Origin of the sequence: Macrococcus psychrotolerans, from assembly GCF_038095555.1 — a bacterium.
In the GTDB taxonomy this organism is placed as follows: domain Bacteria; phylum Bacillota; class Bacilli; order Staphylococcales; family Staphylococcaceae; genus Macrococcoides; species Macrococcoides psychrotolerans.
In genome coordinates this window covers 1,562,709-1,588,276 of record NZ_CP124591.1, presented here as the reverse complement: position 1 = coordinate 1,588,276, position 25,568 = coordinate 1,562,709, and the positions used below count along the sequence as shown (strand labels likewise).

Sequence of the window (25,568 nt, the reverse complement as noted above, 5' to 3'; positions counted from 1 at the left end):
GAAATGAAGCAAAGGCTTCATTTCTTTTTTATTTTACTTTTAAGATTTGATCATCAACATACTTTTTGATGTCTTTATCTTTAAAGTCTACATCATATTCCTTGAATAATTTTTGTACTGCTTGTACGTATAGTTTCGGATTATCTTGTAACTTGTTCTGACGAATCGTCTGAGCGAGTTTGTCTTTTTCTTTAGCGATGTCTTTATCGTCTTCAGCCATAATGATGTGGTAACCAAATTCAGTTTTTACGATATCTGAAATTTCACCCGGCTTTAGTTTGAATAATGCCTTTTCGAATGCTTCAACAGTTTGACCTTTAACTACGTAGCCGAGCTCACCATTATTTTTCGCCGATTGTGTATCATCTGACTCTTTTTTAGCAATTTTCTTGAAATCATCTTTATTAGCTTTAACTTGTTTTAAGATATCTTCAGCTTTCGCTTTCGCTTCTTTGTCGCTTAATCCATCTTTATTAGACTCAGATTTCACTGCAACTAATATATGTGAAGCTTTCTTAGCGTTATCTTTAATATCTTTATCTGAAATTTTGATTGTGTCATTTAGAAACTGCTTCTGATATTCATCAGTAACGCGCTTTTTCTTATACTGTTCAACTGTCATTCCAGAACTTTGCTGCTGCAGAATTTGTTCGAATGTTTTCTCATCGCCATATTTCTTAATTTCTTTGTCTGTTTCTTTATTGATTTTATCTTCATCGATTTTCTTACCATATTTCTCTTTAAGAACGTCATTGAAAATTAATTGGAATGACGTTTTAGCGATTTGTTCATTACCGATCTCTTTCATGATGTCTGATTGTTTTATGTCACCAGCTTTAGATGAAACAAGTGTTTCTCCGCCACTATTTCCACATGCCGTTAATCCTAAGATTGATACAGAAAGTGCTGCTGGCATCATAATTTTCTTTAAGTTTGTCATAATACTACTCCTTTTAAGTGCACTGTTTAGTAAATGTTCTAACTAATGATAAATTCTAACATAAAATGATTTAGAATACATTTATCTTACATCTGAATGATAAAAGTCTGCTGGTAGATCGTGTTTGCTCAGGACTTCAAAGCCGTATTTACGTTCTTCAACATAGGAACACTGCGGAGTGTTGAACATATAACGTAAATATACAAAATCTATAAATGATAACCCGATATTCACCGCGAATATAAATAAGAAGTAATGGGCGAACATAGGGTGTGTAACTGCGCATATAAGTGTTGCCACTGTAATGATGACAACTGGGCAGACTAATGCAATTGCAAAATGTAGTTTATGAACCGGATGATTCACTCGTGTATTAATAAGTGGAAAGAATCTGGATTTCGTTGTTTTCTGTATGATTAATGATTTCGTATCATGTATAAATGGCAACATATGCAATAATTTATGAATAGGGTAGAGACAAATCAGACTGATCAAGAATAATAAAAAATTGTCATCTGAGAATTTTTTTCCGAATAAAGAGGAGAAAATTTCAAAGCTGACAATGTAAACGATAATTCCAAGTAATGCTGAAATGAGCATGATTCTCTGGATTCCGTATGTCGATCTGATATTAAAATTTTTGTTACATAAATACATGGCAATCTCCTTACTCGGTTAATTTACCTAGCAATTATGCATTATCTTTATTGTTTTCGTCAAGTAATATTTTTAATAGGTCGTCGTGACTCTTTTCAAGGTGCGTAATGAAGTCTGCTCCATAGATTTGTGCAACGATAAATTTCAGTTCAGTAAATGGCGGAAGATCAAACATTAATTCCTGGTAGTTGCTCGCAGCATCATAAATACGGTCATCAGACTCTTTGTATCCTTTGTATGTTTCATAGAGCACTTCTTTTCCTTTTTCAGTAAGTTCAAGATATGTATTACGTTTATCAAATTTACTCTTTGGCATCGTCAAATAGCCGCGCTTCTCTAGATTCTTTGCAAAGTTGAACACTGTAGATACGTGCATCACACCGTACTGGCTTACTTCTGAGATGGTTGCCTTCTCCAAGTTCCTTATAATGACTAGAATGTGATGTTCATTGATATTTAAATCGTATGGTTTAATCCAGTTCTGCCAGTCTTTTTCTACTGTTTTCCAAAGTGCTTTACTTAATTGAGACACTTTGTGCGTAAATAACATTTTATCGATAATTTCTTTTTCGCGTTCACGTTTCATGTCGGTTCCACCTTCCAGAATATTCATGCATTTTACATAATAATTATCATTTAACAATATACTAATAGTAATATAAAAAAAGTATGATGGTAACATCATACTCTAGTGATTAATAATATTATTTTAGCATAGTACAAAAACTTTATGAATATTTATTCTGAATTTTTAATATATTATTTTTCAGAGAGTTCCTGCGTAATTTCGTTCTTTCGATTGTTCAGGTTTTCTACATTATTCTTAATGTTATCGATATTCGGCGAGATATCTGCTTTGTAGTTGCTGATCATCGTTTTAATCTCATCAACCATGGTAGACATTGCCTCTTGAGAAGTATTTTTCGTGTTTAAGATTGAATCCTTCACTTCATTCGTTTCAGCCTTCAGTTGGTTGACTTGCGCTTTCGTATTATAAGCAGTGGATTTGAATCCTTGCTGAAGTTCTTTCCCTGACTTTGGTGCGTTCAGTATCGCAGTGGCACCTCCAGCAACGATGCCGACACCGAAACCAAGTACAATTCTAGATAATTTCATAATTATAGCCTCCTGTCTTTTTTTTAGTATACCCATATTAATAAATATTATGTAGGGAAAGTTATTCGATTGCATCTTGAATATCGGTTTTTAATGATTCCATATCAAGTGCATCTGGATGCGTCTCCCAAACGTAACCGAAGCCATCTATATCATCTTTATAACGTGGGATGACATGGAAGTGCAGATGAAATACAGATTGATCTGCATAAGCTCTATTATTCTGGATGACATTGATTCCGTCTGGCTGGAATGCTTTATCGACGGCCTTGGCAACCTTCTGTACTGATGTGATGACATGCTGTAAGTCTGAAGGTGCAATTGACAGCATATCTGGTGCAGCATTTTTAGGTATAACAAGCGTGTGTCCTTTAGATACTTGCGAAATATCGAGGAATGCATACGTATATTCATCCTCGTAGACTTTGTATGATGGAATCTCACCTTTTAATATTTTACTGAATACTGTTTCTGACATTGTATGGCCTCCTATGCAATTTTCTCTATTATATAAGATTTTATTAAAATATTCACAACATACGTTATAATTGTAGCAACAATCATACATTTGATACAATGATGAAAATAGTTTGTAGAATGGAGAATGAACGTGACAGTGAAAGTGACGAACTTGACAGGCGGCTATGGCAATCAGCCTGTCATACATGATATCGATTTTGAACTTCAAAATGGTGAAATCATCGGACTTATCGGACTTAACGGAGCGGGTAAGAGTACGACAATCAAACATATGCTTGGGTTACTGAGACCCATCTCAGGAACACTACAAATTGATGGTGTATCGTTAGCAGAACATCCTTATGAATATAGAAATAAGCTTTCTTATATTCCAGAATCTCCTGTCTTATACGAGGAACTGACATTAGCAGAGCATATAGATATGACTGCAATGGCTTATCATATCCCACTGGATGAAGCGATGGAACGCGCACGACCATTATTGAAAGTCTTTAGATTAGAAGATAAATTGAAAGCTTTTCCAGCACATTTCTCTAAAGGAATGAAGCAGAAAGTGATGATCATATGTGCATTTATCGTTCAGCCTGAACTATATATTATCGATGAGCCATTTCTCGGCCTCGATCCACTCGGTATTCAAACGATGCTGGAACTTATGGTTGAAGCACGTCAGAACAATCGGACTGTATTGATGAGTACACATATTCTTGCAACAGCTGAGAAATATTGTGACCGCTTCTTACTGATGCATCACGGCAGACTTATTGCTTATGGGACCCTTAATAATCTGCAAGGTCAGTTTGATATGCCGCATGCATCACTGGATGACATCTATATTCATGTGACAGGTGACGCACATGAATAAGGCACGCCAATTATTTTATGACAGGAAGGCAAGAAACGACAAAGAGGTCGCTTATTATAGTAAATTTATCTTTAATGGCCATTTTATTGTTTTCTTGACGATTGCATTTGGTGCATTGATGCTGCAATATTCTCAGCTGCTCAAGAATCTGCCAGAGAATGTCAACTATAATCTGATCATCGCTGTAATACTTGCAGCGTTTACAGTTACCCCGCTCAGAACTTTTATGAAATCTGCAGATAGCATATTTCTGCTCAATTTCGAACGCGATATGGACCCTTATTTTAAACAGGCCATCATTAGGAGCGGTATATTGCGCACACTATTATTTATCGTAATGGGTGGCCTATTAGCACCATTATATATGGAAAGAACAGCATCGGTGACAGGGTATGTATGCGCGATTGTTCTGGGGGTGTGGATGATCTATAGCGGACTTATTATGCGCCATTTGATGATGAAGCTAGGCATTATGAATGGCTATATCAGCTTCCTCATCTTTTTAATGGCGCTGTCTGGCATCTATACTGCACTGGAAGGATTACCGGTTACGATTATTTCTATTATTATGTTTACGTTAGGGTTAATCTATCTATTTAATAAGAATGCAGCACACCGTCTTCTCAACTTTGGACAGTATATAGATTATGAGCATCAGCTGTATCAAGCACAGAATAAGCTGATCAATATGTTTACAGATGTAAAAGGGATGAAGGATAAAGCAGTACGCAGACGATACTTTGATGCACTGCTTCCGAGAAAGTCTCACTATACAGAAGAGCATATGTTTGAATATTTATTCGTCAGAAATTTTGTGAGAAGTAATGATAGTATGTGGATTGTAGTGCGTCTGATTGTTGTCGGCTGCGTTCTTATGTGGCTCGTGCACCAATATATAGTAGGGCTTATCATCGGTTTATTCTTTAGCTATGCGATTATTATGCAAGCTTCACAGTTCTATAAGATGCAGGCGTTCAGTCTGTGGCCGAAAGTATGGCCGACACCTGAAGCGCTCGTTCTTCAAGGATTTAGAAAGTTTATGCGTAAACTTTCGATTGTAACGACGACAGTGATTGCTGTTTGTTATATCCTTATCTATCCAGCACACTTTTATTTCGCTATCATCCTTTATGTGATGATGTTCTTTGCATTGAATAGTGTTTCAGCGAAGATTGAGAAGCGTATGAATCTCTTAAGGGACTGATATATCCATATAAAAACCATCCTCTCCAACGTTCTGGAAAGGATGGTTTTATTGATATTCTAGTCTTCAAGCGGAAACAGATGCTTCGTATAATAAATATTATTGATAAAGTCCGCAGACTGATATTGTTTTAATGCTTCTTCGCTTAAATATTTACGGAAGAAACTACTTTTCTTAAAGTCTGTCATATGTGCTTTTGAATCAAATTGCAGCACGTAAGCGTAAGTTTCACCACGTACGGGTTTAAGTAATCGCAAAGCATGATAGCCTTCATATCGGTATAAGTCTTCAAGAGGTAGTTCATGAGTATCGAATACGTCTTGTCTTGCGTTACTGACAACAAAGTATATCATTAACATCGGCAGCTCAAGCAACACTGCATCTTGACGAATAACATCGAATGTCTGTGGTGCACTGAATAACGTTTCTTGATCTGTTTCTTCATATAAATACGTGTTATCTTCTTCAACAAAAGTAAAGATATCACGTGTTTTATTGTTATTAACAATTTGTTTAAGAAAATATTCTGTTCCATACGTAATATACGTTTTCATCACAATTCCTCCTTTATATACACTACCCGATTTTAAAGGATATATGTCAGTTTTATGACATTGTTTAATAATAGTTATTCTAATCTGTTTGTATGATAAAATCGAGTATATATTAATAGTAGGGGGAAATACGCTTGAATCAATTTAATGACACTATCTTAAGAACTGCACGTGGAGAGAAGACGGAGCATACACCGGTATGGTTTATGCGTCAGGCCGGGCGTAGTCAGCCGGAATACCGAAAGATTAAAGAGACGCATAGCTTATTTGAAATTACGCACGATCCGGAGCTGTGTGCTTATGTAACAAAACTTCCGGTTGATCAATATAATACAGATGCTGCAATTTTATATAAGGATATAATGAGTCCGCTTGGTGCTATTGGTGTGGATGTTGAAATCAAATCGGGTATCGGTCCTGTTATCGATAACCCAATCCGTTCAAAGAAGGATGTAGAAAAGTTAGGTGAAATACATCCAGAACAGGATGTGCCTTACATTCTTGATACGATTAAATTATTAACGACTGAACAGCTAAATGTTCCTTTGATCGGTTTTACAGGCGCACCGTTTACATTAGCGAGCTATATGATTGAAGGTGGCCCTTCTAAAAACTATAATAAGACGAAGGCAATGATGTATGAAGCACCTGAAGCATGGCATTTACTGATGGAGAAACTCGCAGATATGTGTATTACATATACACATGCACAAATTGATGCAGGATGTAAGATGATCCAAGTATTTGATTCATGGGTAGGTGCATTAAATCGTGCGGATTATCATACATTTATTGCACCACACATGGAACGCATATTTAAAGAAATTAAAGCGAAAGGTGTACCGGTCACAACGTTCGGAGTTGGTGCAAGTCACTTAATCCAAGAGTGGAACGCATTACCTGTAGATGTATTAGGGCTCGACTGGAGATTACAGATTGAAGAGGCACGTCAGTTAGGTATTACAAAGACACTTCAAGGTAACTTAGATCCCGCGATTCTTATGGCGCCATGGGAAGTAATTGAGTCTCATCTTAAGCGTATTCTAGATCAAGGACTACAATCAGATAGCTACATCTTTAACTTAGGTCACGGCGTATTTCCAGAAGTACAACCAGATACGTTAAGACGTGTAAGTGCGTTTGTACATGATTATTCACGCGCTTATAAATCAAAATCATAAAGGGGAATTGACTTATGACAAAAAAAGGGTTACTTGTAATGGCATATGGCACGCCATATACAGAAGAAGATATTGAACCATACTATACACATATACGACGCGGTAGAAAGCCTAGTGAAGAAGCGCTGCAGGATTTAAAAGATCGTTACAAAGCAATCGGTGGAATCTCTCCGCTTGCAGGAACGACTGAACGTCAGGCTGAAGCACTTGTGCAGGCTTTAAATGAAAGAACAGGTGAAAATTATCAACTGTATATCGGTTTAAAGCATATCGCACCATTTATCGAGGATGCAGTGGACCAAATGGCGAAAGACGGAATTACAGAAGCGGTAACGATAGTACTTGCACCACATTATTCGAACTTTTCAGTCGGCAGCTACAATAAACGTGCACGTGAGATTGCAGAAACGAAAGATATTAAACTGTATCATGTAGACGCATTCTACAAACAGGAGAAGTTTATTCAGTACTGGACAGAACAAGTAAATCAGACGCTTTCACATATCCCTGAATCTGAGCAGGATGATACAGTACTTATCGTAAGTGCGCACAGTCTTCCAGAGAAGATTAAAGAGATGGGAGATCCTTACCCAGCTCAGCTAGAAGAAACGGCACAGCTGATTGAACAACAATCAGACATTAAACATGTAGAAACAGGCTGGCAGTCTGAAGGGAATACGCCTGATCCTTGGCTCGGTCCGGATGTTCAGGATTTAACCAGAGCAATCTATGAAGAGAAGCATTATCAGCATTTTATCTATACACCAGTGGGATTCGTATGTGAGCATCTGGAAGTGCTCTATGATAATGACTATGAATGTAAAGTCGTATGCAATGAACTCGGTGTCAAGTATCATAGGCCACATATGCCAGACACGCATCCATTATTTATCGGTGCGATGGTAGACGAAATAGTATCAGTAATTAATTCATAGAAAAGAGCTGTTATATTATGAAGAAGTGTGCAATTATCGGAGCGGGTATCACTGGACTGTCAGCTGCATATTATCTTGGACAGGAATCACCCGATTTTGAGATTGATATTATTGAAGCAAGTGATGTTCCAGGCGGTAAGATTAAAACATATCGCAAAGATGGTTATACGATTGAATTAGGACCAGAATCTTATTTAGGTCGAAAGAAAATCATGACAGAACTTGCCGCAGATATTGGAATGAAAGATGATCTTGTTGTCAACAATACAGGCCAGTCTTATATATATGCAAAGAATAAGCTCCATCCGATACCAGGAGGTGCTATTCTCGGCATCCCTACTGAACTGCGCCCTTTTATTACAACAAGATTGATTTCACCAATTGGGAAAGTTCGAGCAGGAATGGATTATATCATCAAACCGAAACCGATGAATCCGGATGTTTCAGTCGGAGCATTCTTTAGACGTCGTCTCGGCAATGAAACACTTGAGAATCTTATTGAACCCCTGATGTCCGGTATATACGGAGCGGATATTGATAAACTGAGCTTGAAGTCAACATTTCCGGACTTCAAGAAGACAGAAGAACGTCATGGCAGTTTAATAAAAGGGATGCGCCGTAATCGTAGAGAGACGAAATCAGCACCAAAACAAGGGCAGTTTCGTCAGTTCAAAAACGGCTTGCAAAGTTTTATAGAGCGTCTTGCTGAAGTGCTTGTCGACAAAGGGGTTACAATTAAATATAACCACAAAGTTGAAGCGATTAATAAGACTTCACAAGGCTATGAGATCACAATGAATGGTGAAACTCATTTTTATGACAGTGTTATTGTAACTGTACCACATACAGTGTTTAAAGACTGGTTTAAGGATGGACCGCTAGATTATTTCCAGACGATGAAAACGACAAGCGTAGCAACAGTCGTAATGGCCTTCGATGAATCACAGGTAAATAATAAGGAGAACGGCACTGGATTTGTTATCGCACGTAATTCAGATACAGTTATTACTGCATGTACTTGGACAGATAAGAAATGGTCTCATGCAGCACCTAAAGGTAAGACGTTACTGCGCGCCTATGTAGGGAGACCGGGAGACACTGTCGTTCAAGATCATGATGACGCAGCTATTGTTAAGCTTGCCCGTCAAGATCTAGACAAGATGATGGAAATTACTGGAGAACCAGAGTTCTCTATCGTTACGAGACTCTATAACAGTATGCCGCAATACGAAGTAGGACATATCGATAAGATCCATGCGATTCAGCACTACGTATCGACACATTATCCTGATTTAGTGATTACGGGTGCATCATTTGAAGCAGTTGGATTACCTGACTGTATCTCACAGGCACAAAAAGCGGCATTAAAGATTGCACATCGTTAAGAGGAGGGCAATATGAAATTCATTCATAACAACAATATAACAGACCCAACAATCAATCTTGCAATGGAAGAGTATGTATTAAAGCATCTGCCAAAAGATGACTCATATTTCTTATTCTATGTGAATGAACCTTCTATTATTATTGGTAAGAATCAGAATACATTTGCAGAGATTAATCAATCCTATGTCGATGAACACAACATTCATGTAGTACGCCGTATATCTGGCGGTGGTGCAGTGTATCATGACCTTGGTAATCTTAACTTTAGTTTCGTCACTAAAGCAGATGAAGATAGTTTCCATAACTTTAAGAAGTTTACGATACCAATCGTAGAAGCGTTAAACGGTCTAGGAATTGACGCTGAAATGAGTGGTCGTAATGACCTGCAAGTCGGTGAACGTAAAATATCCGGAAATGCAATGTTTCAGTCAGGAGATCGCATGTTCAGCCACGGAACGTTAATGCTGGATAGTGATATTGAAGAAGTTGTCAAGAGCTTGTCAGTTAACGAGAAGAAGCTGATTACAAAAGGTATTAAATCTATTCGTTCACGTGTGGCTAATATTCAGGAGTTTCTTGATGAACCAATGGATATGGAAACGTTTAAGAAGACGTTACTCCATTCAATATTCAAAGGTGAATCAGTAGAGCAATATTTTCTGACAGATGAAGACTGGAAGCAGATTGAAACACTCAGTAACGAAAAGTATCGTAACTTCGACTGGAATTATGGTAAGAATCCGAAATATAATTATGAAGTTAAACAGAAGTTTCCAGGCGGAATGCTGGAGCTTAAAATAGATGTAAGAAATGGTATTATGCAAGATGTTAAAATTTACGGAGATTTCTTCGGTGTCGGAGAGATTGCAGACGTAGAAGCGATGTTAAAAGGATTGCCGCACCAAAAGCAGGCTGTCGAAGCACAAATCGAGCAGATAGATTTTACTCATTATTTTGGCAGAGTGACAGCGGAAGAGTTTTTAAGTTTAATCGCAATATAATATAAGAGCGTATGTTCACATAATAACAGTGAATATACGCTCAATTTATTATTACGGTGTTCAATTATAGTTCCTCCAGCGCCTTTAGTTCATTTGTATAATTAAAGAAAGCTTCCTTGTCATCATGTATCAGCGCCTCATCAATCTTTACTTTCAGTTCTTTAATATGATGTGATTTCACTGCATCATCGATAATTAATTCAATGTAAAGTGAATTTAGATTTGATACGAATGTTTCCAGACCGCTTAGCTGTGCTTGATATTGGTTCATGTTAATGACCTCCTTAAGTGATTATAAATGAGTATAAAGTAGTAAAAACAAAATTGCAATATAATTCTGAAAATTTAAATTATTATATATAACACTATAGCCTGCTCGCAATAAATTTAAACGTTAACAATGATATATTTAAAAAAATATAAGAAAAATAAAAAAATGTAAAGTTCTTTAAATTTTTTGACAATTTAACAAATGTTAAAAAAATTCACGTATAATAAAGCTAACATTCGTGAGATAAGGAGATTAATGATGGCGAAATATATTATTACAGAACGTACAATGTATATTAAAAGTCATTTTGAAAAGAAGAAGCATCTGTCGCTCGTCGGAGAATTTAATGAAACTCCATTTATCGTAGAAGAACGACCGCTCTCAATTATAGAGTCCTCATGTGTTTTCTACCATTCATCTTATAATAACCGTAAGCTTGCGACAAAGCTCATTGCCAATATTACGACGAAACCCCCTGTAGTTGTTGACCCCGTATGTAATGCCTATTTCTTCCCGACCCATAGCGATCGTTCTAAAGAACAAAGCTGGATTAACTTGCAATATGTCGATTATTATAAAGAAGGGGAGTTTCTAGATACAATCGTCTACTTTGATGATAAGTCGAATATCTCTGTACCAATCAGTAAGTATGTGTTTAATTCACAGTTCATCAATACCATTAAGCTGGAATACTCACTTAGGACAAAGCTTAAGAAACAAGATCGACTACATAAACTCAATATAGATGAACAAATGAACCCAAAACTCATCGAAATACTATCGATGTATTCATTACTGAGTTAATAGTGTAAAAGTAGCATAAAAAAATTTGCTAAAACTATTGACCAATTGCTTTGAATTGATATAATAGTATTTGTTGATTAATTAATCCACAGTAGCTCAGTGGTAGAGCTATCGGCTGTTAACCGATCGGTCGTAGGTTCGAGTCCTACCTGTGGAGCCATGGAGATGTACTCAAGTGGCTGAAGAGGCGCCCCTGCTAAGGGTGTAGGTCGGGTAACCGGCGCGAGAGTTCAAATCTCTCCATCTCCGTTATGAAGAACAAGGCGTTCGCCTTGTTCTTATTTTTATGTTTCGATGCATCTCACATTTAAAGATGCAGAAGAATATATTATTGTTTATAAAGATTTTATTATATTAATGCAAAATAAGAGGTTATTTACACTTTTTTAATATTGCATTCACAAAACGAAAGTGCTATATTATATAAGTACTCGTTTTTGAGACATTATTTATTATTATCGCGGGATGGAGCAGTCTGGTAGCTCGTCGGGCTCATAACCCGAAGGTCGGTGGTTCAAATCCGCCTCCCGCAATTATTAGTGGTCCCGTGGTGTAGCGGTTAACATGCCTGCCTGTCACGCAGGAGATCGCGGGTTCGATTCCCGTCGGGACCGCCATGTTTGGCTCAGTAGCTCAGTCGGTAGAGCAAAGGATTGAAAATCCTTGTGTCGGCGGTTCGATTCCGTCCTGAGCCATATTTTAATTTTATTATACAAGGCGATTGTGGCGAAGTGGTTAACGCATCGGATTGTGGTTCCGACATTCGTGGGTTCGATTCCCATCAGTCGCCCCATTGTTAAGCGGGTGTAGTTAAATGGTATAACCTCAGCCTTCCAAGCTGATGTTGTCGGTTCGATTCCGATCACCCGCTCCATTGATCCACAGTAGCTCAGTGGTAGAGCTATCGGCTGTTAACCGATCGGTCGTAGGTTCGAGTCCTACCTGTGGAGCCATAAGGCCCCTTGGTCAAGCGGTTAAGACACCGCCCTTTCACGGCGGTAACACGGGTTCGAATCCCGTAGGGGTCATATAATCAGAAGTGAAATATCGCTTCTGATTTTTTTATTAGGAAGGTTGTCCGAGCTGGCCGAAGGAGCACGCCTGGAAAGTGTGTAAACGCTAACCGCGTTTCAAGGGTTCGAATCCCTTACCTTCCGCTAACTGAGATTCTTTTTGCGAAAAGAGTCTCTTTTTTACTATAATTATTTAATGTGCAATACATTTAATGGATGTATAAATTATGAATAAACTAACGATAAAAGGTGGGCGTCATGCAAGATAAATTCTCAACACGAAAGGTTCTCGCGAATCTTACATATCCAGTACGATATAAAAGATTCTCTAAGATCTTTAAACGAATTAAAAAATCTGAACGTAGATTCTTTATAAAGTTGCTGAAAGTAATTTGTAAGGATATAAAGAATAAAGAGATGATCTATTTCGCTTCTTATAGTCAGATCAACTTAAATCAGTCAGGATTAATTCTATTGCTTAATGACAGAATCGTGCTCATTCATAGTAAACCAAAATCAAAGCGTAAGTATTATGATATTATTCCATATCATAATGTCGAAGATGTAGATTTCGAGAAACAAGAAGATAGTTTTGGGAATTTATTCTTAAAGGTCAATCGTGAACATTTAAGTGATAAGTCTTATACGATTCGTATGATTAAGAACGATGACTTGCCTGAAATGACACAGTTTATTAGAATAAAAATATCAGAAACTAATTTTGGAGGATAATATGACGAATATCGATAAACTTGTATCATATGCAGAATTAAAATTAGGTCAAATTGGCATGGATTATAGAGAACATCATGGTGAAGAAGAAGCACATGAGATTGAGCCTTCTTCATACGAAGTGAGTGGAACAAACATTATTGTGCATTATCACTCAGATCAATATACAATCGATTTGAATCAAGCAGGTTTAAAAGATGCGGTAACAGAAAGCGATACACAAGAAGTTGTGGATCGTTTAAACGAATTCTTTGACCATGCGTAAAATGTTATTATAAGAAAGAGCGATGTTAGAAAAGAAATTTTCTAACATCGCTCTTTTTATTGATAATATTAAATTGCTGTCAGGCCGGCCAGGTAAAGACCAAGTGCAAACAGCAGACCAAATACTGTATTGAACTGTCCAGTTACTTTCATCGCTGGCATCAGTTCAATCGGTGTATTGCCGTGTAAGAATCGACGTACTGCCTTAATCGGTAAGTTAAAGCTCAGAAGTACAAGTAACATAAATAGCGAACCGTATGGCTTCGTAAATACTAAGTAGAAGACTGCGAGAAAACTGACAAGGTAAAGTGCAGCCATCGTATAGATTGCAAGCGTCTTACCGACAAGAATAACGAATGTCTTTCTGCCACTTACTTTATCTTTCACGCGGTCACGAATGTTGTTTGCCATATTGATCATACCGATATTAATAGATACAGGGATGCTGGCGATTGCAGGATAGGCATGTAAGTGACCTGTCTGAATATAGAACGTAATCATAATGATGACATATCCCATAAAGAAACCTGCGAAGATTTCTCCGAACGGTGTCCATGAAATTGGTACTGGTCCTCCTGTATAGAAGTAACCGACAGCCATACATAATATTCCGACAAACAGAATGAGCCATGATGAGTTTGCACAGATGTAGATACCGATGATTGCCGCAATAATATAGAATGCTACTGCGAGATTGTAGACCGATTTCGGAGACATTCCGTTACGTACAATCGCGCCTCCGATACCGACCGATGTATGGTCATCTAAACCACGTTTATAATCAAAGTATTCATTGAACATATTTGTTGCTGCCTGAATTAAGAGACATGCGATGAGCATCAATATCAGCATATCCATGCGTATTTCTGTAAAATATCTGGCACAGGCCGTCCCCACTAATACAGGAACGAAGCTTGCAGTTAACGTGTGTGGACGCATAAGGTGATAGTACTTTTTTAGCCCGCTATGGGTTTGAAGATGTTCCGACATTTTATATACCTCATTTATTATGTGATGATTAAATTTTATGCATAAAATACGTTTCAGTCAATAAGTATATAAATTGTCATAAGTCTATAGAATAATGGTAAAATAGGAATTATATTATTTCGTTTAGAAAGAAGTGTTTTTTTGTGCCAGTAGATCTAACTTTGAAGGCGATATATCAATACCCTTATGAAGGTGTGACTCACGAAGCTGCAATCTTCCGTCACTTTGCCGAATATAAAGGGGAAAGATATCTATATATTAATAAAGAGAAATCATTAAAGATTATCGGTATCGGTGTTCAGTCATTGATTGCTCGCAGTACGATTGATCCAGTAGGTGTAGAAGCGGCGTTTCATAAACAAACCGCGGATGCGCAGCTTCATGGGGATTCCAAACTGCATTTGAAGCTGTTCGGAGGATTTTATTTCGATGAAGCAGAGAGTCCGCACTTCGATACGTTCTCTAAAAGCCATTTCGTAATCCCGAAGATACAGATTATCATAGAAGAAGCGGCGTCATGGATCATCTTTACGGACCCTGCACTTGACCGTGAGCGCATATGCAGTGATCTCATGTCGCTCCCTTCAGTGGATATTCAGCACAATGCGCTTGTTCACAGTGAAGATGTGGAATTAGACAAATTCCGATTGAATGCGATAGAGGCGATTCAAAAGATGCAGCAAAGTGCATTCGATAAAGTAGTGCTGTCTCGTAAGCGACAACTGACGATGACGTCACCGATTGAAGTTGAGACGTTAATTGATGCAGCGTCACGTAATCACGAGCTGAGCTATACGATGGTGATGGAGTCAGGGAGTAAGACATTTATCTCTAAGACGCCAGAGCAGCTCGTCGCAGTTAAGGACGGTGTCATCTATACGAATGCAATCGCTGGAACGATGCCGAAGACAGTAAGTGATGCTAAAGATTTACTTCAGAGCGATGAGAAGAATCTTCATGAACATCGTATCGTCGTACAAAGTATTGAGCAGGACTTAGCGCCTTTTAGTCAGAATATTATCATGAAAGATTATCCTGAAATTCTCGAGAATCAATTTCTCTATCATCTTTATACTCCGATCAAAGCAAAGCTGAATAACGGCAGTACGCTACGTGTCACACGTGCACTGCATCCGACACCTGCGCTAGGCGGTTATCCGAAAATTGAGGCGATGGCATTTCTAGAAAAAGCAGGAGAGCACCGCGGTCTATATGGTGCACCAGTCGGCTATGTGGATGCTCAAGGTGACGGTGAGTTTATCGTTGCGATTCGTTCGATGGTTATTGAGGACAATCGTGCGATACTGTTTGCTGGATGTGGGATTGTTGAAGATAGTGAAGTTGAGAGTGAAGTGTATGAGACAGAGATTAAATTTAAACCGATGTTACAAATGTTAGGAGTGCCACATCATGAATGATGCATTGACGCAACAAGTATTTCATTTAGTTAAACGTATGCGTGATTACGGGATTGAAGAGGTTGTGATTTCACCGGGATCGCGTTCGACACCATTAGCCATCGCCTGTGAACTGCATGAGCAAATGACGACCTATATTCATCCGGATGAACGTAGCGCCGCTTTCTTTGCCCTTGGGATGATTAAGGCAACAAATAAGCCTGTTGCGATATTATGCACTTCTGGTACTGCTGCAAGCAACTACGTACCGGCAGTTACAGAAGCGTTTATCAGTCATCTGCCGCTTGTTGTGCTGACGAGCGATCGTCCGCATGAACTGCGCAATGTCGGTGCACCACAAGCAATCAATCAAGTCGGAATGTTCCAGAACTTCATCATGTATGAACGTGACTTTCCAATCGCAGATGATACGACAGGCACTGTAAACTTCATCGAACACGTGATGCAGCAGGCAAGTGCACATTTCAAAGGGCCGATGCGTGGGCCTGTGCATTTTAATATACCTTTTAGAGAGCCACTGATGCCAGACATAAAACAGAAGCATCTGCTCAGCTATATGCCTGTCCCAGAAGTGCTCTACCAAAAGTCCTTTAATGTACACCTCATGCGTCCAGTACTTTCGTTAGGTAATGGATTAATTATCGCAGGAGATGCACAGCAGGAAGATTTGACGCAGCTGCTTATCTTCTCGACGATACATCATATTCCGATAATTGCAGATCCGCTTAGTCAACTGCGTGATACACGACATCCGAACGTGATAACGACCGGTGATAGCGCGTTTAAAGCATTGACCAATGTTCAGCCAGGCTACGTCATTCGTGTGGGCCACGCTGTCGTATCAAAGCCGATCAATCAGTGGCTGGCAGCGCTTGATGTCCCGCAAGTACTGGTGCAGTCACGCACGACACCGGATACTTTCCCGAAAGTGCCGGATCTCTTTATTGAGATGACTGCTAATGATTTCTTCAGACAGCTGGCAGAGGAGCAGCCTGTTGATAACCGAGAATGGCTTAAATACTGGCAGACGCTGAATGACTTCATTACCAATCAGATTCATCAGCATACCCAAGTTGTGACGGACGAAGGTCGTGCCATCTATCATATCTTCAGTCAGATAGAAGACAATGAAGTGATCTTTCTCGGCAACAGTATGCCGATACGTGACTGTGATACATTCTTTACCCAGTTTAACGGCAAACCCTTCTGTAATCGCGGTGCGAACGGTATTGATGGCGTTGTCAGTACGGCGATGGGGATGGCAGTTCACAAAAAGGTCACGCTCATTATCGGTGATATATCGTTCTACCATGATCTAAACGGCCTCATTATGAAGAAGCTTGAAGGCATCAATATTAATATCGTCGTGTTCAATAATAATGGTGGTGGCATCTTCAGCTACTTGCCACAAAAAGAGGACGGCACGTATTTCGAGCGATTGTTTGGTACACCGCTCGACATCGACTTTAAACATGCAGCGGCACTCTATGAATTTAACTACTATAAATATAATGTGTTCGATAACATTACACTGCCAAAAAGCGGGGCAAATATTATCGAAGTCATTACCGACCGAGAAGAGAACTTAAATGCACATAGACAGCTGCAGCATACCTTAAAGGAAAAGCTCAATGCTGAACTATAAACGCATTACGCATAACCACTCCGATGTCCTTGTCATGATTCATGGGTTTCTCGGTAATGTACATACCTTTGAACCTTACATTGCCAAGCTTGAAGAACATGTTGATATCATACTGGTTGAATGTCCAGGGCATGGAGAAGGAAGTGACTTTAAAGCAACGTGGGACTTTCCATATATCAGTCAGGCGCTCATTGAAACTATCGCGCAGTTTCACTATAGCAACGTCTACTTATATGGTTACTCGATGGGTGGACGCATTGCACTGTATACAGCCATCCATTATAGAGACTATATTCATAAGCTCATATTAGAATCATCGACACCAGGACTGGAAACAACAGACGCACAAATAGCGCGCATTAAACAAGACTTACAGCAGTCAGCATCAATGATAACGGATTACGCAGCTTTCGTTAAACGCTGGGAACAGTTACCGCTGTTCAAGACATACCATCCATTATCACACGTTGCTGAAGTAAGACAGCGCAATACACGACTCAATCATGAACCATTAGCTGTCGCGAAAGCACTGATAGATTACGGAACAGGGAAGCAGCCAAATCTCTGGCCACATTTACCTGAGCTTAAACAACCCGTACTATTACTGACCGGTAGTCTTGACACGAAGTTCTGCACTATCGCAAAGCGCATGCATACAATGCTGCCAAACAGCACACATACAATAATTGACGCAGGTCATACAATTCATGTGGAGAATTCACAAATATTTGATACAATAATAGTATCGTTTATCAAGGAGGAAAATCATGACTAGAGTTTGGGAAACAATTAAAGAATATAACGAAATTAAATACGAATATTTCGAAGGAATCGGTAAGATTACAATTAACCGTCCTCATGTACGTAATGCATTTACACCGAACACAGTAATGGAAATGATCGATGCATTCTCACGTGCACGTGACGACCAAAGAATTGGTGTTATCATCTTAACAGGTGAAGGCGATATGGCATTCTGTTCAGGTGGAGACCAGAAAGTACGCGGACACGGCGGATACGTAGGAGACGACAACATTCCACGTCTAAACGTTTTAGATCTTCAACGTTTAATCCGAGTTATTCCTAAACCAGTTATTGCGATGGTACGTGGCTATGCAATTGGTGGCGGACACGTATTACACATCGTTTGTGACTTAACAATTGCAGCAGATAATGCACGCTTCGGACAAACTGGACCGAAAGTAGGATCATTTGATGCAGGATACGGTTCAGGTTACTTAGCACGTATTGTCGGACATAAGAAAGCACGTGAAATCTGGTACTTATGCCGTCAATATGATGCGCAAGAAGCACTAGATATGGGACTTGTGAATACAGTTGTACCATTAGCTGAAGTAGAAGATGAAACAGTGAAATGGTGTAAAGAAATCTTACAGCACTCACCAACAGCATTACGCTTCTTAAAAGCAGCGATGAACGCGGATACTGACGGATTAGCTGGACTTCAGCAGTTCGCAGGAGATGCGACATTACTTTACTACACAAGTGATGAAGCGAAAGAAGGCCGTGACGCATTCAAAGAAAAACGCGAGCCAAACTTCGATCAGTTCCCGAAATTCCCATAAAGAGAGGTTGGAACTAATGTGTTCTGACCCGAAGCAAAACCCGGATAATGCTAAGAAAATGCTTTTTGTTTTCTGCGTTATCCGGGTTTTGCCGCATGGGGCAACATTTGTTCCACCGTTTATTGGATTGCAAGTTTATATTTTAATCTTTATACAAAAGGATGATGGTCATGGAGTGGCTAAAGGATAGTGCGACTAAAGTGCCGCATAAGACAGCGATAATCTATAACGACGATACAATTACATATGCAATGTTATATAGACATGCACTGAAAGTTGCACATGCGCTACATCATTATAACCGTATCGCGTTAATTGCAGAGAATACACTGGTTAATGTCTATATGATTCACGGTGCGATGCTTGCCGGGACTGAAATTGTGATGATCAACAAACATCTGACTGCAGCTGAAGTTGTGCGACAAATGAAGTCGGTGCAAGTCGATACGTTGTTTACGACTAAAGAAATGAATATAGACGCTATAAATACGAATACTTTTGTAAACGATGCGCTGCGTGCACATACGACTTATACACCAGTTCAGAATAATAAAGATGATATATTATCGATTATGTTCACGTCCGGTACGACAGGGGTACAAAAAGCAGTGCCTCAAACTTACGGTAACCACGAGGCAAGTGCTGCACTATGCAAGCAGACGTTTACGTATTCTAGTCAGTCCGTATGGCTTGATACACTGCCACTCTTCCATATTAGTGGGCTCAGCATATTGCTGCGCGCGGTAATGGATCATTGTACGGTCGTACTGCATGATGGATTTCATGAGGCTCAGATCATAGACGATCTGAATACATATAAGGTGACTCATCTATCGCTCGTCCCTCAGACACTTGAACGATTATTACATCATGGCCTTGAGCCATCCTATTTACAAGGAATTCTGGTAGGGGGCGCGAAACTGGATGAACGTATATTAACACAATCGCTTAAACGCAATCTTCCAATCTATACGTCGTTTGGAATGACTGAAACATGCTCTCAAATGATCACAGCAACGCCTGATGATATCGCACAAGCCCGTAATAGTGTCGGACGCATCAATGATAACTTTAAACTGTTTGACTGTGTAGATGGCATCGGTGAAATTGGCGTGCGTGGTGAGCATGTGATGCACGGTTATTTATATCCTGAACAAGCAAACGTTCACGCCTTTCGTGACGGATTCTTTATGACAGGTGATATTGGCTATATTCAGGACGACTACTTATATATATTAGACCGCAGGAAAGATCTGATTATATCAGGTGGGGAGAATATATACCCGAGTGAGATAGAGCAAGTCATATTAAACAATACAGAAATTCATGCAATAGCTGTTATCCCAAAAAGTGATGCACAGTGGGGACAAGTACCGGTCTGTGTATATGAAGCGGATGACGATCTGGATGAGAAGATTATAAATGTCCTATGTGACCGTCTTGCGAAATATAAACATCCGAAACAATTTATCAGAACAGATTCACTCATACGCACATCAAACGGTAAAGTATCACGTCATAAAGTGAAGGAATGGTTTGATGGAATGTACTGAGCTTAATTTATATACATATGAAGCACCATTCAAAGTACCGATTAAGACAAATCTCGTTCAGATGAATGAACGTAAAGTGCTTGTAGTAGGCATTGTTATCGACGGTGTGGAATATTTTGCTGAAGTAAACAGCTTTGAGACACCATGGTATCATTACGAGACGATTGCAACATCGATTGATAACTGTAGAGATATCTTTAATAGCATAAAGCATATTGATATACCCTCGATCGAAGCATTGCAGCCTTACTTAAAAGTGGATGCCCCGAACGCAAGCAGTGCATTTGATGTCATTGCCTATCAATATTTCAATCCGTTAAAGAGTGTTACTGTACCAATCGGTGAGACACTGCATCAAGGGGTTTCTTCATTTAATCATGATTCAAAGCGCATAAAACTAAAGATGCATCATAATATTGCCGAACAGGTGCAAACGATACGTGAGTCCAGCAATATACCGATTGTAATCGATGCGAACGGACTGTTACAGGAAGATCACTTCGAATTACTTAATACACTATCACAATACGACATATCATATATCGAACAGCCGTTTAAGCACATTAAACTGTACGATGCATTACTGAAACGTCACCCGCATATTCCACTGGCCATCGACGAAAGTGCAACAGATCGTCAAACGATTCAAGCATTTAGAGATATCGGTGTGACGACAGCAGTCGTTAAATATAGTCGTATTGGCGGTATTACGAAAGTACAGTCATTACCGAAGCAAATGACTTACGTATCAGGAGGGATGTATGAATTTGGTCTCAGCAAATATGTTACAGCGATGCTTGGAGAACAGTTTGGCACAGTGCCTGACGTTACAAAGAGAGGCACTTATTTTGAGCATGATTTTACAACGTACGATGAAGCAGTATCAGACGGCTGTTTAACAATGACACCGCCCGTAGTACAGAAAGAACAATTAACACAACTATAAGAAACGCTCACTACAATGATGTAGTGAGCGTTTTACTCTAACGTTCTTTCTTCGGCGGTACCGGATCAAATCCTCCTGGATGGAAGGGATGACATTTGAGAATGCGCTTCACGGTTAAGTAGCCGCCTTTCATTGCACCATGTGTTTCTATTGCTTCTAATCCATATTGAGAACATGTTGGATGGAAGCGACACGCAGGGGGTGTCATCGGCGATATAAACTTACGATAAAACTTAATCAAGGTTAATAATAGTTGTTTCATAACATTCCTCTATTCTTCACTGTACATCTGCACATTCGTTTCATTAAGTTTCGAATATTCTGTCGTCTGCTCCATTATGATCTCAATAGGTTTATTCCCATGCTTGCCACTCACTTTCAATTTGAAGTTGAGGGTCTCTGGATCATATTGTGCATTATACGTTATGTCATAGCTGCCGCTCTCAACAGTCAAGTCAGTAATATCATTAAATACTTTAATCTGGTTCATACTTGATTGATGAAACCCATATTGATAAAGGGCTAACAGTGCTTTAGACTTACCCTTATAGGTTAATCTATTGTCCTCTTGCTTTACATTATCAATCGTTGGTTTTATGACATCCTGTAGTAGGTGCGTAATATTTACAATTTGTGACTGCACACCTGAGAAGTAATCATTATCTGCCTGACGTGCACGATAATTCAAATACTTCGCTTTCGGATATGTTGTAACATCTCCATTATCTAAATTAAAGATAACAGATTTCACATCATATTTCGCATGATTAGACTTAGCGTCTATCTTGAGCGCACTTTCATTGATGGAATCATATTCAGAGTCAGTCGTCTGTGTAAACTTTGTCGTGAACTTATCATACATCGCAATCGTTTCATTCTCAGAATGAAGTGTTAAGCTTTCTGTATTCTTAACACGCTGCTGAAGCTTTGTTAATAGTTCATCGTTCGTCAGCTTCTTTTCTTGTTCTTTCGTTGAACAACTTGCGAGAATTAATGCTAAAATAAATATAACTACAGAAAATTTCTTCATCAAATAACCTCTTAATAATAATAGATTGGAGACTGCTATGGAATTTCATGACCATGCCGGAAATAAAGTCTTACTGACTTTAAATGATCAGCCGGATAGCGATAATAAACATGTACTTATCATAACAAATTATAACGGGAAATACTTACTTACGCATAATAAATTTCGTGGTGTGGAGTTTCCAGGTGGCAAAGTTGAACAAGAGGAGACGTCACTAGAAGCGGCAAAGCGCGAACTGTATGAAGAGACAGGCGGAATAATCGATACGATACGCTATATTGGGACATACACTGTTTATGCAGGGAAGCCATTTAAGAAAGACGTGTACTATGCACAAATTAAACATATAGAAGAACAAGACGATTATATGGAAACGAACGGGCCAGTGATCGTGGCAAAACTTGATGAAGTGGCAGAGAGCGATAAAAGCTTTATATTAAAAGACGACTGCGTCAACTATATCGTAGGGGTATTACAGAAAGATGGGGAATATGATGTTCAATAGAACGAAGATTAACGCACAACTCGGTGGCATTCCTTTTGAGACGTTTGACTATCAATCAGATGACTATATCGTTAAAGCAATGATCTATGAACCGAAACACGTGAAACGCATCGTCATCTACTTAAGAGGCGGGAAAGGTGCAGTCGGAACGGTTAGACCAGCGAGACTGATGCAGTTTGCGTATAAGGACACACTGGTTGCAGCACCTTATTATCGCGGTACACACCAGAATGGTCAAGATGAATTCGCAGGTGCAGATAGAGAAGACGTCTATGCACTTGTAAGACTGTTAAGAGCACAGTACGACGTACCGATACACTTCGTTGGATTTTCGAGAGGCGGAATACAAGGGTTAGTAACGTATCAGGAAGCTGACGTGACATCCTTTATCACATGGGGAGGAGTGTCGAGTATCTACTATATGTATGATGAACGACAAGATCTTCGCAGTATGCTGAAACGCCTCGTCGGACCAATCAGTAACAAAGCGGCGTATGACCGACGAGAAGGGATTAATCTCGTAACGAAAGATAGCCCGCCAATCATGATTGTACATGGTACAGAAGACAAACTTGTCAGTATAGAGCATGCATATATGCTGATCGATAAATTAAAACAGCTCGGAATTAAGCATAAAGTGTTATTTATTGAAGGGGAGCAGCATGTGATGCGTCCAGACAATGAACGCTATGTATTACAGGAAATTGAAAAGTGGATGGAAGAAGTGGAAAGGGAAATAAAATCATAATATAGTAGATGAAAAAAACGCCACTTTAAAAAAAGCGACGTTTTTTTGTGCTATCCTCTAAAATTAAATCCACCTTTAGTTTCGATTTCAGCGGACTTCTCACCAAACTTCTTAAAGTTCTCCTGGAAGCGTAATGCCAAGTCTTTTGCTTTCTCATCATAAGCATCTTTGGATACCCATGCATGACGGGGATACAGAATCTCTGCCGGTACACCTGGTACATGCTTCGGAATATTAAGTCCGAAGATTTCATCCTGATGATACTCAACTGTCTTCAGTTCGCCGCTAATCGCACGTCGAATCATAGAACGTGTATGCGTTAAGTTCATGCGGCTACCGACACCATACTCTCCGCCAGTCCATCCTGTATTCACAAGATAAACTGCTGCATCATGTTTATCGATTAGATCCCCTAACATGTTCGCATATACTGTCGCATGTAACGGTAAGAACGGTGAGCCGAAGCATGTAGAGAATACCGGTTGTGGGCTTGTTACGCCACGTTCAGTTCCTGCTAATTTAGATGTAAATCCACTTAAGAAGTGATACATCGCTTGTTCTTTCGTTAATTTAGAGATTGGAGGTAACACACCGAACGCATCAGCAGTTAAGAAGATGATTGTATTCGCGTGTCCTGCAATTGATGGTAGAACGATATTATCGATATTATCGATTGGATAAGCTGCGCGAGTATTTTCAGTTAAAGATTTATCCGTGTAGTCCGGCACACCTTTTTCATCGACCTTAACGTTCTCGAGGATGGCACCGTAACGAATTGCGTCGTAGATCTGAGGTTCTTTCTCACGAGATAAGTCGATCGTCTTCGCATAGCAACCGCCTTCGATATTAAACACACCGTTGTCATTCCATCCGTGCTCATCATCACCGATAAGTTTACGCTGTGGATCTGCAGATAGTGTCGTCTTACCAGTACCAGATAATCCAAAGAATAACGCAACGTCCTTATTCTCACCGACGTTTGCTGAACAGTGCATGCTCATAATGCCTTGTGTCGGTAATAAGTAGTTCATCACACCGAAGATACCTTTTTTCATTTCGCCGGCGTATTCTGTACCACCAATTAAGATGATCTTATGACGGAAACTTGTAATGATGAATGTTTCAGATTTCGTTCCATCAACTGATGGATCAGCCTTAAAGTGTGGTGCAGAGATAATTGTGAAGTCAGGTGTAATGTTTAGTCCTTCTTCCGTTGTTTCAGGACGGATAAACATTGTACGTGCAAATAGGTTATGCCAAGCAAGTTCGTTCACAACGCGTAGTTGTAGTTGGGATGATTTATCAGCACCTGCATAGCCTTGGAATTCATAGATCTTTTCTTTTTTGCTTAAGTAGTCTGTCACTTTATCCAGTAAGTTTAAGAATACTTCTTCTTCGATAGGCTGGTTGATTGTACCCCAGTCGATGTTATCTTCAGTTTCAGCTTCACGCACGATGAACTTATCTTTCGGTGAGCGTCCAGTATATTTACCGGTTTCGCTGCGTACCGCACCGGATTCTGTTAACACACCTTCACCGTTGAATAGAATTTCCGTAATCAATTGTGTTCTTGATAATTGACGTTCTAGATTTCCAGTGTTTAATTTGCTCAGTTGCTCAATTACTTGAGTATTTTCCCCCATGGTCAGCCTCCAAAAAGTTATTGTTCTGCTTTTGTAAGCAGTTTCATGAAATAGTATAACATATCAATTTGAAGGTTTCATATAAATTATGTATAATCTTT

The 25,568-nt window shown here is 39.2% G+C and carries 28 protein-coding genes and 10 tRNA genes; 27 read left to right on the top strand and 11 right to left on the bottom strand.

Features of this window, described 5'->3' with window-relative positions:
* Nucleotides 1-28: 28 nt before the first annotated feature.
* From QA539_RS08170 to QA539_RS08150, 5 genes are all read right to left on the bottom strand, one after another.
* Complete coding sequence (locus QA539_RS08170; protein WP_219492923.1) at nucleotides 29-940, bottom strand: peptidylprolyl isomerase; 912 nt, start codon at nucleotides 938-940, stop codon at nucleotides 29-31.
* Nucleotides 941-1,021: 81 nt separating this feature from the next.
* On the bottom strand, nucleotides 1,022-1,597 hold the full coding sequence (locus QA539_RS08165; RefSeq protein WP_219492921.1) for a DUF3267 domain-containing protein: 576 nt from the start codon (nucleotides 1,595-1,597) through the stop codon (nucleotides 1,022-1,024).
* 34 nt (nucleotides 1,598-1,631) lie between these two features.
* A complete protein-coding gene (locus QA539_RS08160) occupies nucleotides 1,632-2,183 on the bottom strand; it encodes an HTH-type transcriptional regulator Hpr (RefSeq protein WP_241427454.1) in 552 nt (183 codons plus the stop codon).
* A 173-nt stretch (nucleotides 2,184-2,356) separates the two neighbouring features.
* The gene (locus tag QA539_RS08155; protein WP_219492918.1) at nucleotides 2,357-2,713 is read right to left on the bottom strand and encodes a YtxH domain-containing protein; all 357 of its coding nucleotides are present in this window, start codon (nucleotides 2,711-2,713) and stop codon (nucleotides 2,357-2,359) included.
* A gap of 61 nt (nucleotides 2,714-2,774) precedes the next feature.
* Nucleotides 2,775-3,191, bottom strand: coding sequence for an HIT family protein (locus QA539_RS08150; protein WP_219492917.1), 417 nt, complete (start codon nucleotides 3,189-3,191; stop codon nucleotides 2,775-2,777).
* 132 nt (nucleotides 3,192-3,323) lie between these two features.
* On the opposite strand from QA539_RS08150, the gene QA539_RS08145 reads away from it, so the two are divergent.
* The gene (locus QA539_RS08145; RefSeq protein WP_283722341.1) at nucleotides 3,324-4,058 is read left to right on the top strand and encodes an ABC transporter ATP-binding protein; all 735 of its coding nucleotides are present in this window, start codon (nucleotides 3,324-3,326) and stop codon (nucleotides 4,056-4,058) included.
* Nucleotides 4,051-5,262 carry an ABC transporter permease gene (locus tag QA539_RS08140; protein WP_283722342.1) on the top strand — a complete coding sequence of 404 codons (1,212 nt, stop codon included), beginning with the start codon at nucleotides 4,051-4,053 and terminating at the stop codon, nucleotides 5,260-5,262. Before QA539_RS08145 ends, QA539_RS08140 begins: the two co-directional genes overlap by 8 nt.
* Nucleotides 5,263-5,321: 59 nt before the next feature.
* On the opposite strand, the gene QA539_RS08135 is transcribed toward QA539_RS08140, so the two are convergent.
* Nucleotides 5,322-5,816: a hypothetical protein gene (locus QA539_RS08135; protein WP_219492911.1), complete on the bottom strand. Its 495-nt coding sequence runs from the start codon at nucleotides 5,814-5,816 to the stop codon at nucleotides 5,322-5,324.
* A gap of 134 nt (nucleotides 5,817-5,950) precedes the next feature.
* On the opposite strand from QA539_RS08135, the gene hemE reads away from it, so the two are divergent.
* The 4 genes from hemE to QA539_RS08115 are packed head-to-tail and all read left to right on the top strand — an operon-like array spanning nucleotide 5,951 to nucleotide 10,319.
* Nucleotides 5,951-6,997 (top strand): uroporphyrinogen decarboxylase, encoded by a 1,047-nt coding sequence (gene hemE, locus QA539_RS08130; RefSeq protein ID WP_283722346.1) that lies wholly within the window; start codon nucleotides 5,951-5,953, stop codon nucleotides 6,995-6,997.
* A gap of 14 nt (nucleotides 6,998-7,011) precedes the next feature.
* Nucleotides 7,012-7,932 (top strand): ferrochelatase, encoded by a 921-nt coding sequence (hemH, locus tag QA539_RS08125; protein ID WP_419895061.1) that lies wholly within the window; start codon nucleotides 7,012-7,014, stop codon nucleotides 7,930-7,932.
* Nucleotides 7,933-7,946: 14 nt separating this feature from the next.
* A complete protein-coding gene (gene hemY, locus QA539_RS08120; protein WP_419895602.1) occupies nucleotides 7,947-9,317 on the top strand; it encodes a protoporphyrinogen oxidase in 1,371 nt (456 codons plus the stop codon).
* Between the two features lie 12 nt (nucleotides 9,318-9,329).
* A complete protein-coding gene (locus QA539_RS08115; protein WP_219492906.1) occupies nucleotides 9,330-10,319 on the top strand; it encodes a lipoate--protein ligase in 990 nt (329 codons plus the stop codon).
* 64 nt (nucleotides 10,320-10,383) lie between these two features.
* Here QA539_RS08115 and QA539_RS08110 read toward each other — a convergent pair whose 3' ends face one another.
* Entirely contained in the window at nucleotides 10,384-10,590 is a 207-nt protein-coding gene (locus tag QA539_RS08110) for an IDEAL domain-containing protein (protein ID WP_219492904.1), read from the bottom strand.
* A gap of 258 nt (nucleotides 10,591-10,848) precedes the next feature.
* Here QA539_RS08110 and QA539_RS08105 point away from each other — a divergent pair, with 258 nt between their 5' ends.
* From QA539_RS08105 to QA539_RS08045, 13 genes are all read left to right on the top strand, one after another.
* Nucleotides 10,849-11,394: a competence protein ComK gene (locus QA539_RS08105; protein WP_219492903.1), complete on the top strand. Its 546-nt coding sequence runs from the start codon at nucleotides 10,849-10,851 to the stop codon at nucleotides 11,392-11,394.
* A gap of 85 nt (nucleotides 11,395-11,479) precedes the next feature.
* Nucleotides 11,480-11,554, top strand: a tRNA-Asn gene (locus tag QA539_RS08100).
* 1 nt (nucleotide 11,555) lies between these two features.
* Nucleotides 11,556-11,643 (top strand) — tRNA-Ser (locus tag QA539_RS08095).
* Nucleotides 11,644-11,853: 210 nt separating this feature from the next.
* A tRNA-Met gene (locus QA539_RS08090) sits at nucleotides 11,854-11,927 on the top strand.
* 8 nt (nucleotides 11,928-11,935) lie between these two features.
* Nucleotides 11,936-12,011, top strand: a tRNA-Asp gene (locus QA539_RS08085).
* A gap of 5 nt (nucleotides 12,012-12,016) precedes the next feature.
* Nucleotides 12,017-12,089: transfer RNA gene (locus tag QA539_RS08080), tRNA-Phe, on the top strand.
* Between the two features lie 22 nt (nucleotides 12,090-12,111).
* Nucleotides 12,112-12,187 (top strand) — tRNA-His (locus QA539_RS08075).
* Nucleotides 12,188-12,194: 7 nt separating this feature from the next.
* Nucleotides 12,195-12,268 (top strand) — tRNA-Gly (locus QA539_RS08070).
* A 4-nt stretch (nucleotides 12,269-12,272) separates the two neighbouring features.
* Nucleotides 12,273-12,347, top strand: a tRNA-Asn gene (locus QA539_RS08065).
* Nucleotides 12,348-12,350: 3 nt separating this feature from the next.
* Nucleotides 12,351-12,422 (top strand) — tRNA-Glu (locus tag QA539_RS08060).
* Between the two features lie 40 nt (nucleotides 12,423-12,462).
* Nucleotides 12,463-12,551 (top strand) — tRNA-Ser (locus QA539_RS08055).
* Nucleotides 12,552-12,665: 114 nt separating this feature from the next.
* The gene (locus QA539_RS08050; RefSeq protein WP_219492901.1) at nucleotides 12,666-13,139 is read left to right on the top strand and encodes a PH domain-containing protein; all 474 of its coding nucleotides are present in this window, start codon (nucleotides 12,666-12,668) and stop codon (nucleotides 13,137-13,139) included.
* A 1-nt stretch (nucleotide 13,140) separates the two neighbouring features.
* Nucleotides 13,141-13,404, top strand: a complete 264-nt coding sequence (locus QA539_RS08045) for a hypothetical protein (RefSeq protein ID WP_120786840.1) — start codon at nucleotides 13,141-13,143, stop codon at nucleotides 13,402-13,404.
* A gap of 68 nt (nucleotides 13,405-13,472) precedes the next feature.
* Here QA539_RS08045 and QA539_RS08040 read toward each other — a convergent pair whose 3' ends face one another.
* Nucleotides 13,473-14,393, bottom strand: a complete 921-nt coding sequence (locus QA539_RS08040; RefSeq protein ID WP_219492899.1) for a 1,4-dihydroxy-2-naphthoate polyprenyltransferase — start codon at nucleotides 14,391-14,393, stop codon at nucleotides 13,473-13,475.
* Between the two features lie 143 nt (nucleotides 14,394-14,536).
* Here QA539_RS08040 and QA539_RS08035 point away from each other — a divergent pair, with 143 nt between their 5' ends.
* From QA539_RS08035 to QA539_RS08010, 6 genes are all read left to right on the top strand, one after another.
* A complete protein-coding gene (locus QA539_RS08035; RefSeq protein WP_219492897.1) occupies nucleotides 14,537-15,811 on the top strand; it encodes an isochorismate synthase in 1,275 nt (424 codons plus the stop codon).
* Nucleotides 15,804-17,456, top strand: a complete 1,653-nt coding sequence (menD, locus tag QA539_RS08030; protein WP_419895060.1) for a 2-succinyl-5-enolpyruvyl-6-hydroxy-3-cyclohexene-1-carboxylic-acid synthase — start codon at nucleotides 15,804-15,806, stop codon at nucleotides 17,454-17,456. The genes QA539_RS08035 and menD overlap by 8 nt, the downstream gene beginning before the upstream one ends.
* The gene (gene menH / locus QA539_RS08025; RefSeq protein ID WP_283722353.1) at nucleotides 17,443-18,231 is read left to right on the top strand and encodes a 2-succinyl-6-hydroxy-2,4-cyclohexadiene-1-carboxylate synthase; all 789 of its coding nucleotides are present in this window, start codon (nucleotides 17,443-17,445) and stop codon (nucleotides 18,229-18,231) included. The genes menD and menH overlap by 14 nt, the downstream gene beginning before the upstream one ends.
* The gene (gene menB / locus QA539_RS08020) at nucleotides 18,221-19,042 is read left to right on the top strand and encodes a 1,4-dihydroxy-2-naphthoyl-CoA synthase (protein ID WP_198549578.1); all 822 of its coding nucleotides are present in this window, start codon (nucleotides 18,221-18,223) and stop codon (nucleotides 19,040-19,042) included. The genes menH and menB overlap by 11 nt, the downstream gene beginning before the upstream one ends.
* A 170-nt stretch (nucleotides 19,043-19,212) precedes the next feature.
* Nucleotides 19,213-20,595 (top strand): o-succinylbenzoate--CoA ligase, encoded by a 1,383-nt coding sequence (gene menE, locus QA539_RS08015; protein WP_219492894.1) that lies wholly within the window; start codon nucleotides 19,213-19,215, stop codon nucleotides 20,593-20,595.
* Entirely contained in the window at nucleotides 20,582-21,541 is a 960-nt protein-coding gene (locus QA539_RS08010) for an enolase C-terminal domain-like protein (RefSeq protein WP_241427519.1), read from the top strand. Before menE ends, QA539_RS08010 begins: the two co-directional genes overlap by 14 nt.
* Nucleotides 21,542-21,578: 37 nt before the next feature.
* Here the strand turns inward: QA539_RS08010 and yidD are convergent, their stop codons facing one another.
* Together yidD and QA539_RS08000 are read right to left on the bottom strand one after the other, a co-directional pair.
* Nucleotides 21,579-21,803 (bottom strand): membrane protein insertion efficiency factor YidD, encoded by a 225-nt coding sequence (gene yidD, locus QA539_RS08005; protein WP_219492891.1) that lies wholly within the window; start codon nucleotides 21,801-21,803, stop codon nucleotides 21,579-21,581.
* Between the two features lie 9 nt (nucleotides 21,804-21,812).
* Nucleotides 21,813-22,571 carry a hypothetical protein gene (locus QA539_RS08000; protein ID WP_219492889.1) on the bottom strand — a complete coding sequence of 253 codons (759 nt, stop codon included), beginning with the start codon at nucleotides 22,569-22,571 and terminating at the stop codon, nucleotides 21,813-21,815.
* A 37-nt stretch (nucleotides 22,572-22,608) separates the two neighbouring features.
* On the opposite strand from QA539_RS08000, the gene ytkD reads away from it, so the two are divergent.
* Both ytkD and QA539_RS07990 read left to right on the top strand, forming a co-directional pair.
* On the top strand, nucleotides 22,609-23,076 hold the full coding sequence (gene ytkD, locus QA539_RS07995) for an RNA deprotection pyrophosphohydrolase (RefSeq protein ID WP_219492888.1): 468 nt from the start codon (nucleotides 22,609-22,611) through the stop codon (nucleotides 23,074-23,076).
* The gene (locus QA539_RS07990) at nucleotides 23,066-23,824 is read left to right on the top strand and encodes an alpha/beta hydrolase family protein (RefSeq protein ID WP_219492886.1); all 759 of its coding nucleotides are present in this window, start codon (nucleotides 23,066-23,068) and stop codon (nucleotides 23,822-23,824) included. The genes ytkD and QA539_RS07990 overlap by 11 nt, the downstream gene beginning before the upstream one ends.
* A 50-nt stretch (nucleotides 23,825-23,874) precedes the next feature.
* Here the strand turns inward: QA539_RS07990 and pckA are convergent, their stop codons facing one another.
* On the bottom strand, nucleotides 23,875-25,467 hold the full coding sequence (pckA, locus tag QA539_RS07985; RefSeq protein WP_219492884.1) for a phosphoenolpyruvate carboxykinase (ATP): 1,593 nt from the start codon (nucleotides 25,465-25,467) through the stop codon (nucleotides 23,875-23,877).
* Between the last annotated feature and the right edge of the window lie 101 nt (nucleotides 25,468-25,568).

What these genes read in the sequence shown, in the direction of transcription:
- QA539_RS08170 (WP_219492923.1), bottom strand. Translation starts at nt 940, where the DNA reads ATGACAAACTTAAAGAAAATTATGATGCCAGCAGCACTTTCTGTATCA.
- QA539_RS08165 (WP_219492921.1), bottom strand. Translation starts at nt 1,597, where the DNA reads ATGTATTTATGTAACAAAAATTTTAATATCAGATCGACATACGGAATC.
- QA539_RS08160 (WP_241427454.1), bottom strand. Translation starts at nt 2,183, where the DNA reads ATGAAACGTGAACGCGAAAAAGAAATTATCGATAAAATGTTATTTACG.
- QA539_RS08155 (WP_219492918.1), bottom strand. Translation starts at nt 2,713, where the DNA reads ATGAAATTATCTAGAATTGTACTTGGTTTCGGTGTCGGCATCGTTGCT.
- QA539_RS08150 (WP_219492917.1), bottom strand. Translation starts at nt 3,191, where the DNA reads ATGTCAGAAACAGTATTCAGTAAAATATTAAAAGGTGAGATTCCATCA.
- QA539_RS08140 (WP_283722342.1), top strand. Translation starts at nt 4,051, where the DNA reads ATGAATAAGGCACGCCAATTATTTTATGACAGGAAGGCAAGAAACGAC.
- QA539_RS08135 (WP_219492911.1), bottom strand. Translation starts at nt 5,816, where the DNA reads ATGAAAACGTATATTACGTATGGAACAGAATATTTTCTTAAACAAATT.
- hemH (WP_419895061.1), top strand. Translation starts at nt 7,012, where the DNA reads ATGACAAAAAAAGGGTTACTTGTAATGGCATATGGCACGCCATATACA.
- QA539_RS08115 (WP_219492906.1), top strand. Translation starts at nt 9,330, where the DNA reads ATGAAATTCATTCATAACAACAATATAACAGACCCAACAATCAATCTT.
- QA539_RS08110 (WP_219492904.1), bottom strand. Translation starts at nt 10,590, where the DNA reads ATGAACCAATATCAAGCACAGCTAAGCGGTCTGGAAACATTCGTATCA.
- QA539_RS08105 (WP_219492903.1), top strand. Translation starts at nt 10,849, where the DNA reads ATGGCGAAATATATTATTACAGAACGTACAATGTATATTAAAAGTCAT.
- QA539_RS08050 (WP_219492901.1), top strand. Translation starts at nt 12,666, where the DNA reads ATGCAAGATAAATTCTCAACACGAAAGGTTCTCGCGAATCTTACATAT.
- QA539_RS08045 (WP_120786840.1), top strand. Translation starts at nt 13,141, where the DNA reads ATGACGAATATCGATAAACTTGTATCATATGCAGAATTAAAATTAGGT.
- QA539_RS08040 (WP_219492899.1), bottom strand. Translation starts at nt 14,393, where the DNA reads ATGTCGGAACATCTTCAAACCCATAGCGGGCTAAAAAAGTACTATCAC.
- menD (WP_419895060.1), top strand. Translation starts at nt 15,804, where the DNA reads ATGAATGATGCATTGACGCAACAAGTATTTCATTTAGTTAAACGTATG.
- menH (WP_283722353.1), top strand. Translation starts at nt 17,443, where the DNA reads ATGCTGAACTATAAACGCATTACGCATAACCACTCCGATGTCCTTGTC.
- menE (WP_219492894.1), top strand. Translation starts at nt 19,213, where the DNA reads ATGGAGTGGCTAAAGGATAGTGCGACTAAAGTGCCGCATAAGACAGCG.
- QA539_RS08010 (WP_241427519.1), top strand. Translation starts at nt 20,582, where the DNA reads ATGGAATGTACTGAGCTTAATTTATATACATATGAAGCACCATTCAAA.
- yidD (WP_219492891.1), bottom strand. Translation starts at nt 21,803, where the DNA reads ATGAAACAACTATTATTAACCTTGATTAAGTTTTATCGTAAGTTTATA.
- QA539_RS08000 (WP_219492889.1), bottom strand. Translation starts at nt 22,571, where the DNA reads ATGAAGAAATTTTCTGTAGTTATATTTATTTTAGCATTAATTCTCGCA.
- ytkD (WP_219492888.1), top strand. Translation starts at nt 22,609, where the DNA reads ATGGAATTTCATGACCATGCCGGAAATAAAGTCTTACTGACTTTAAAT.
- QA539_RS07990 (WP_219492886.1), top strand. Translation starts at nt 23,066, where the DNA reads ATGTTCAATAGAACGAAGATTAACGCACAACTCGGTGGCATTCCTTTT.
- pckA (WP_219492884.1), bottom strand. Translation starts at nt 25,467, where the DNA reads ATGGGGGAAAATACTCAAGTAATTGAGCAACTGAGCAAATTAAACACT.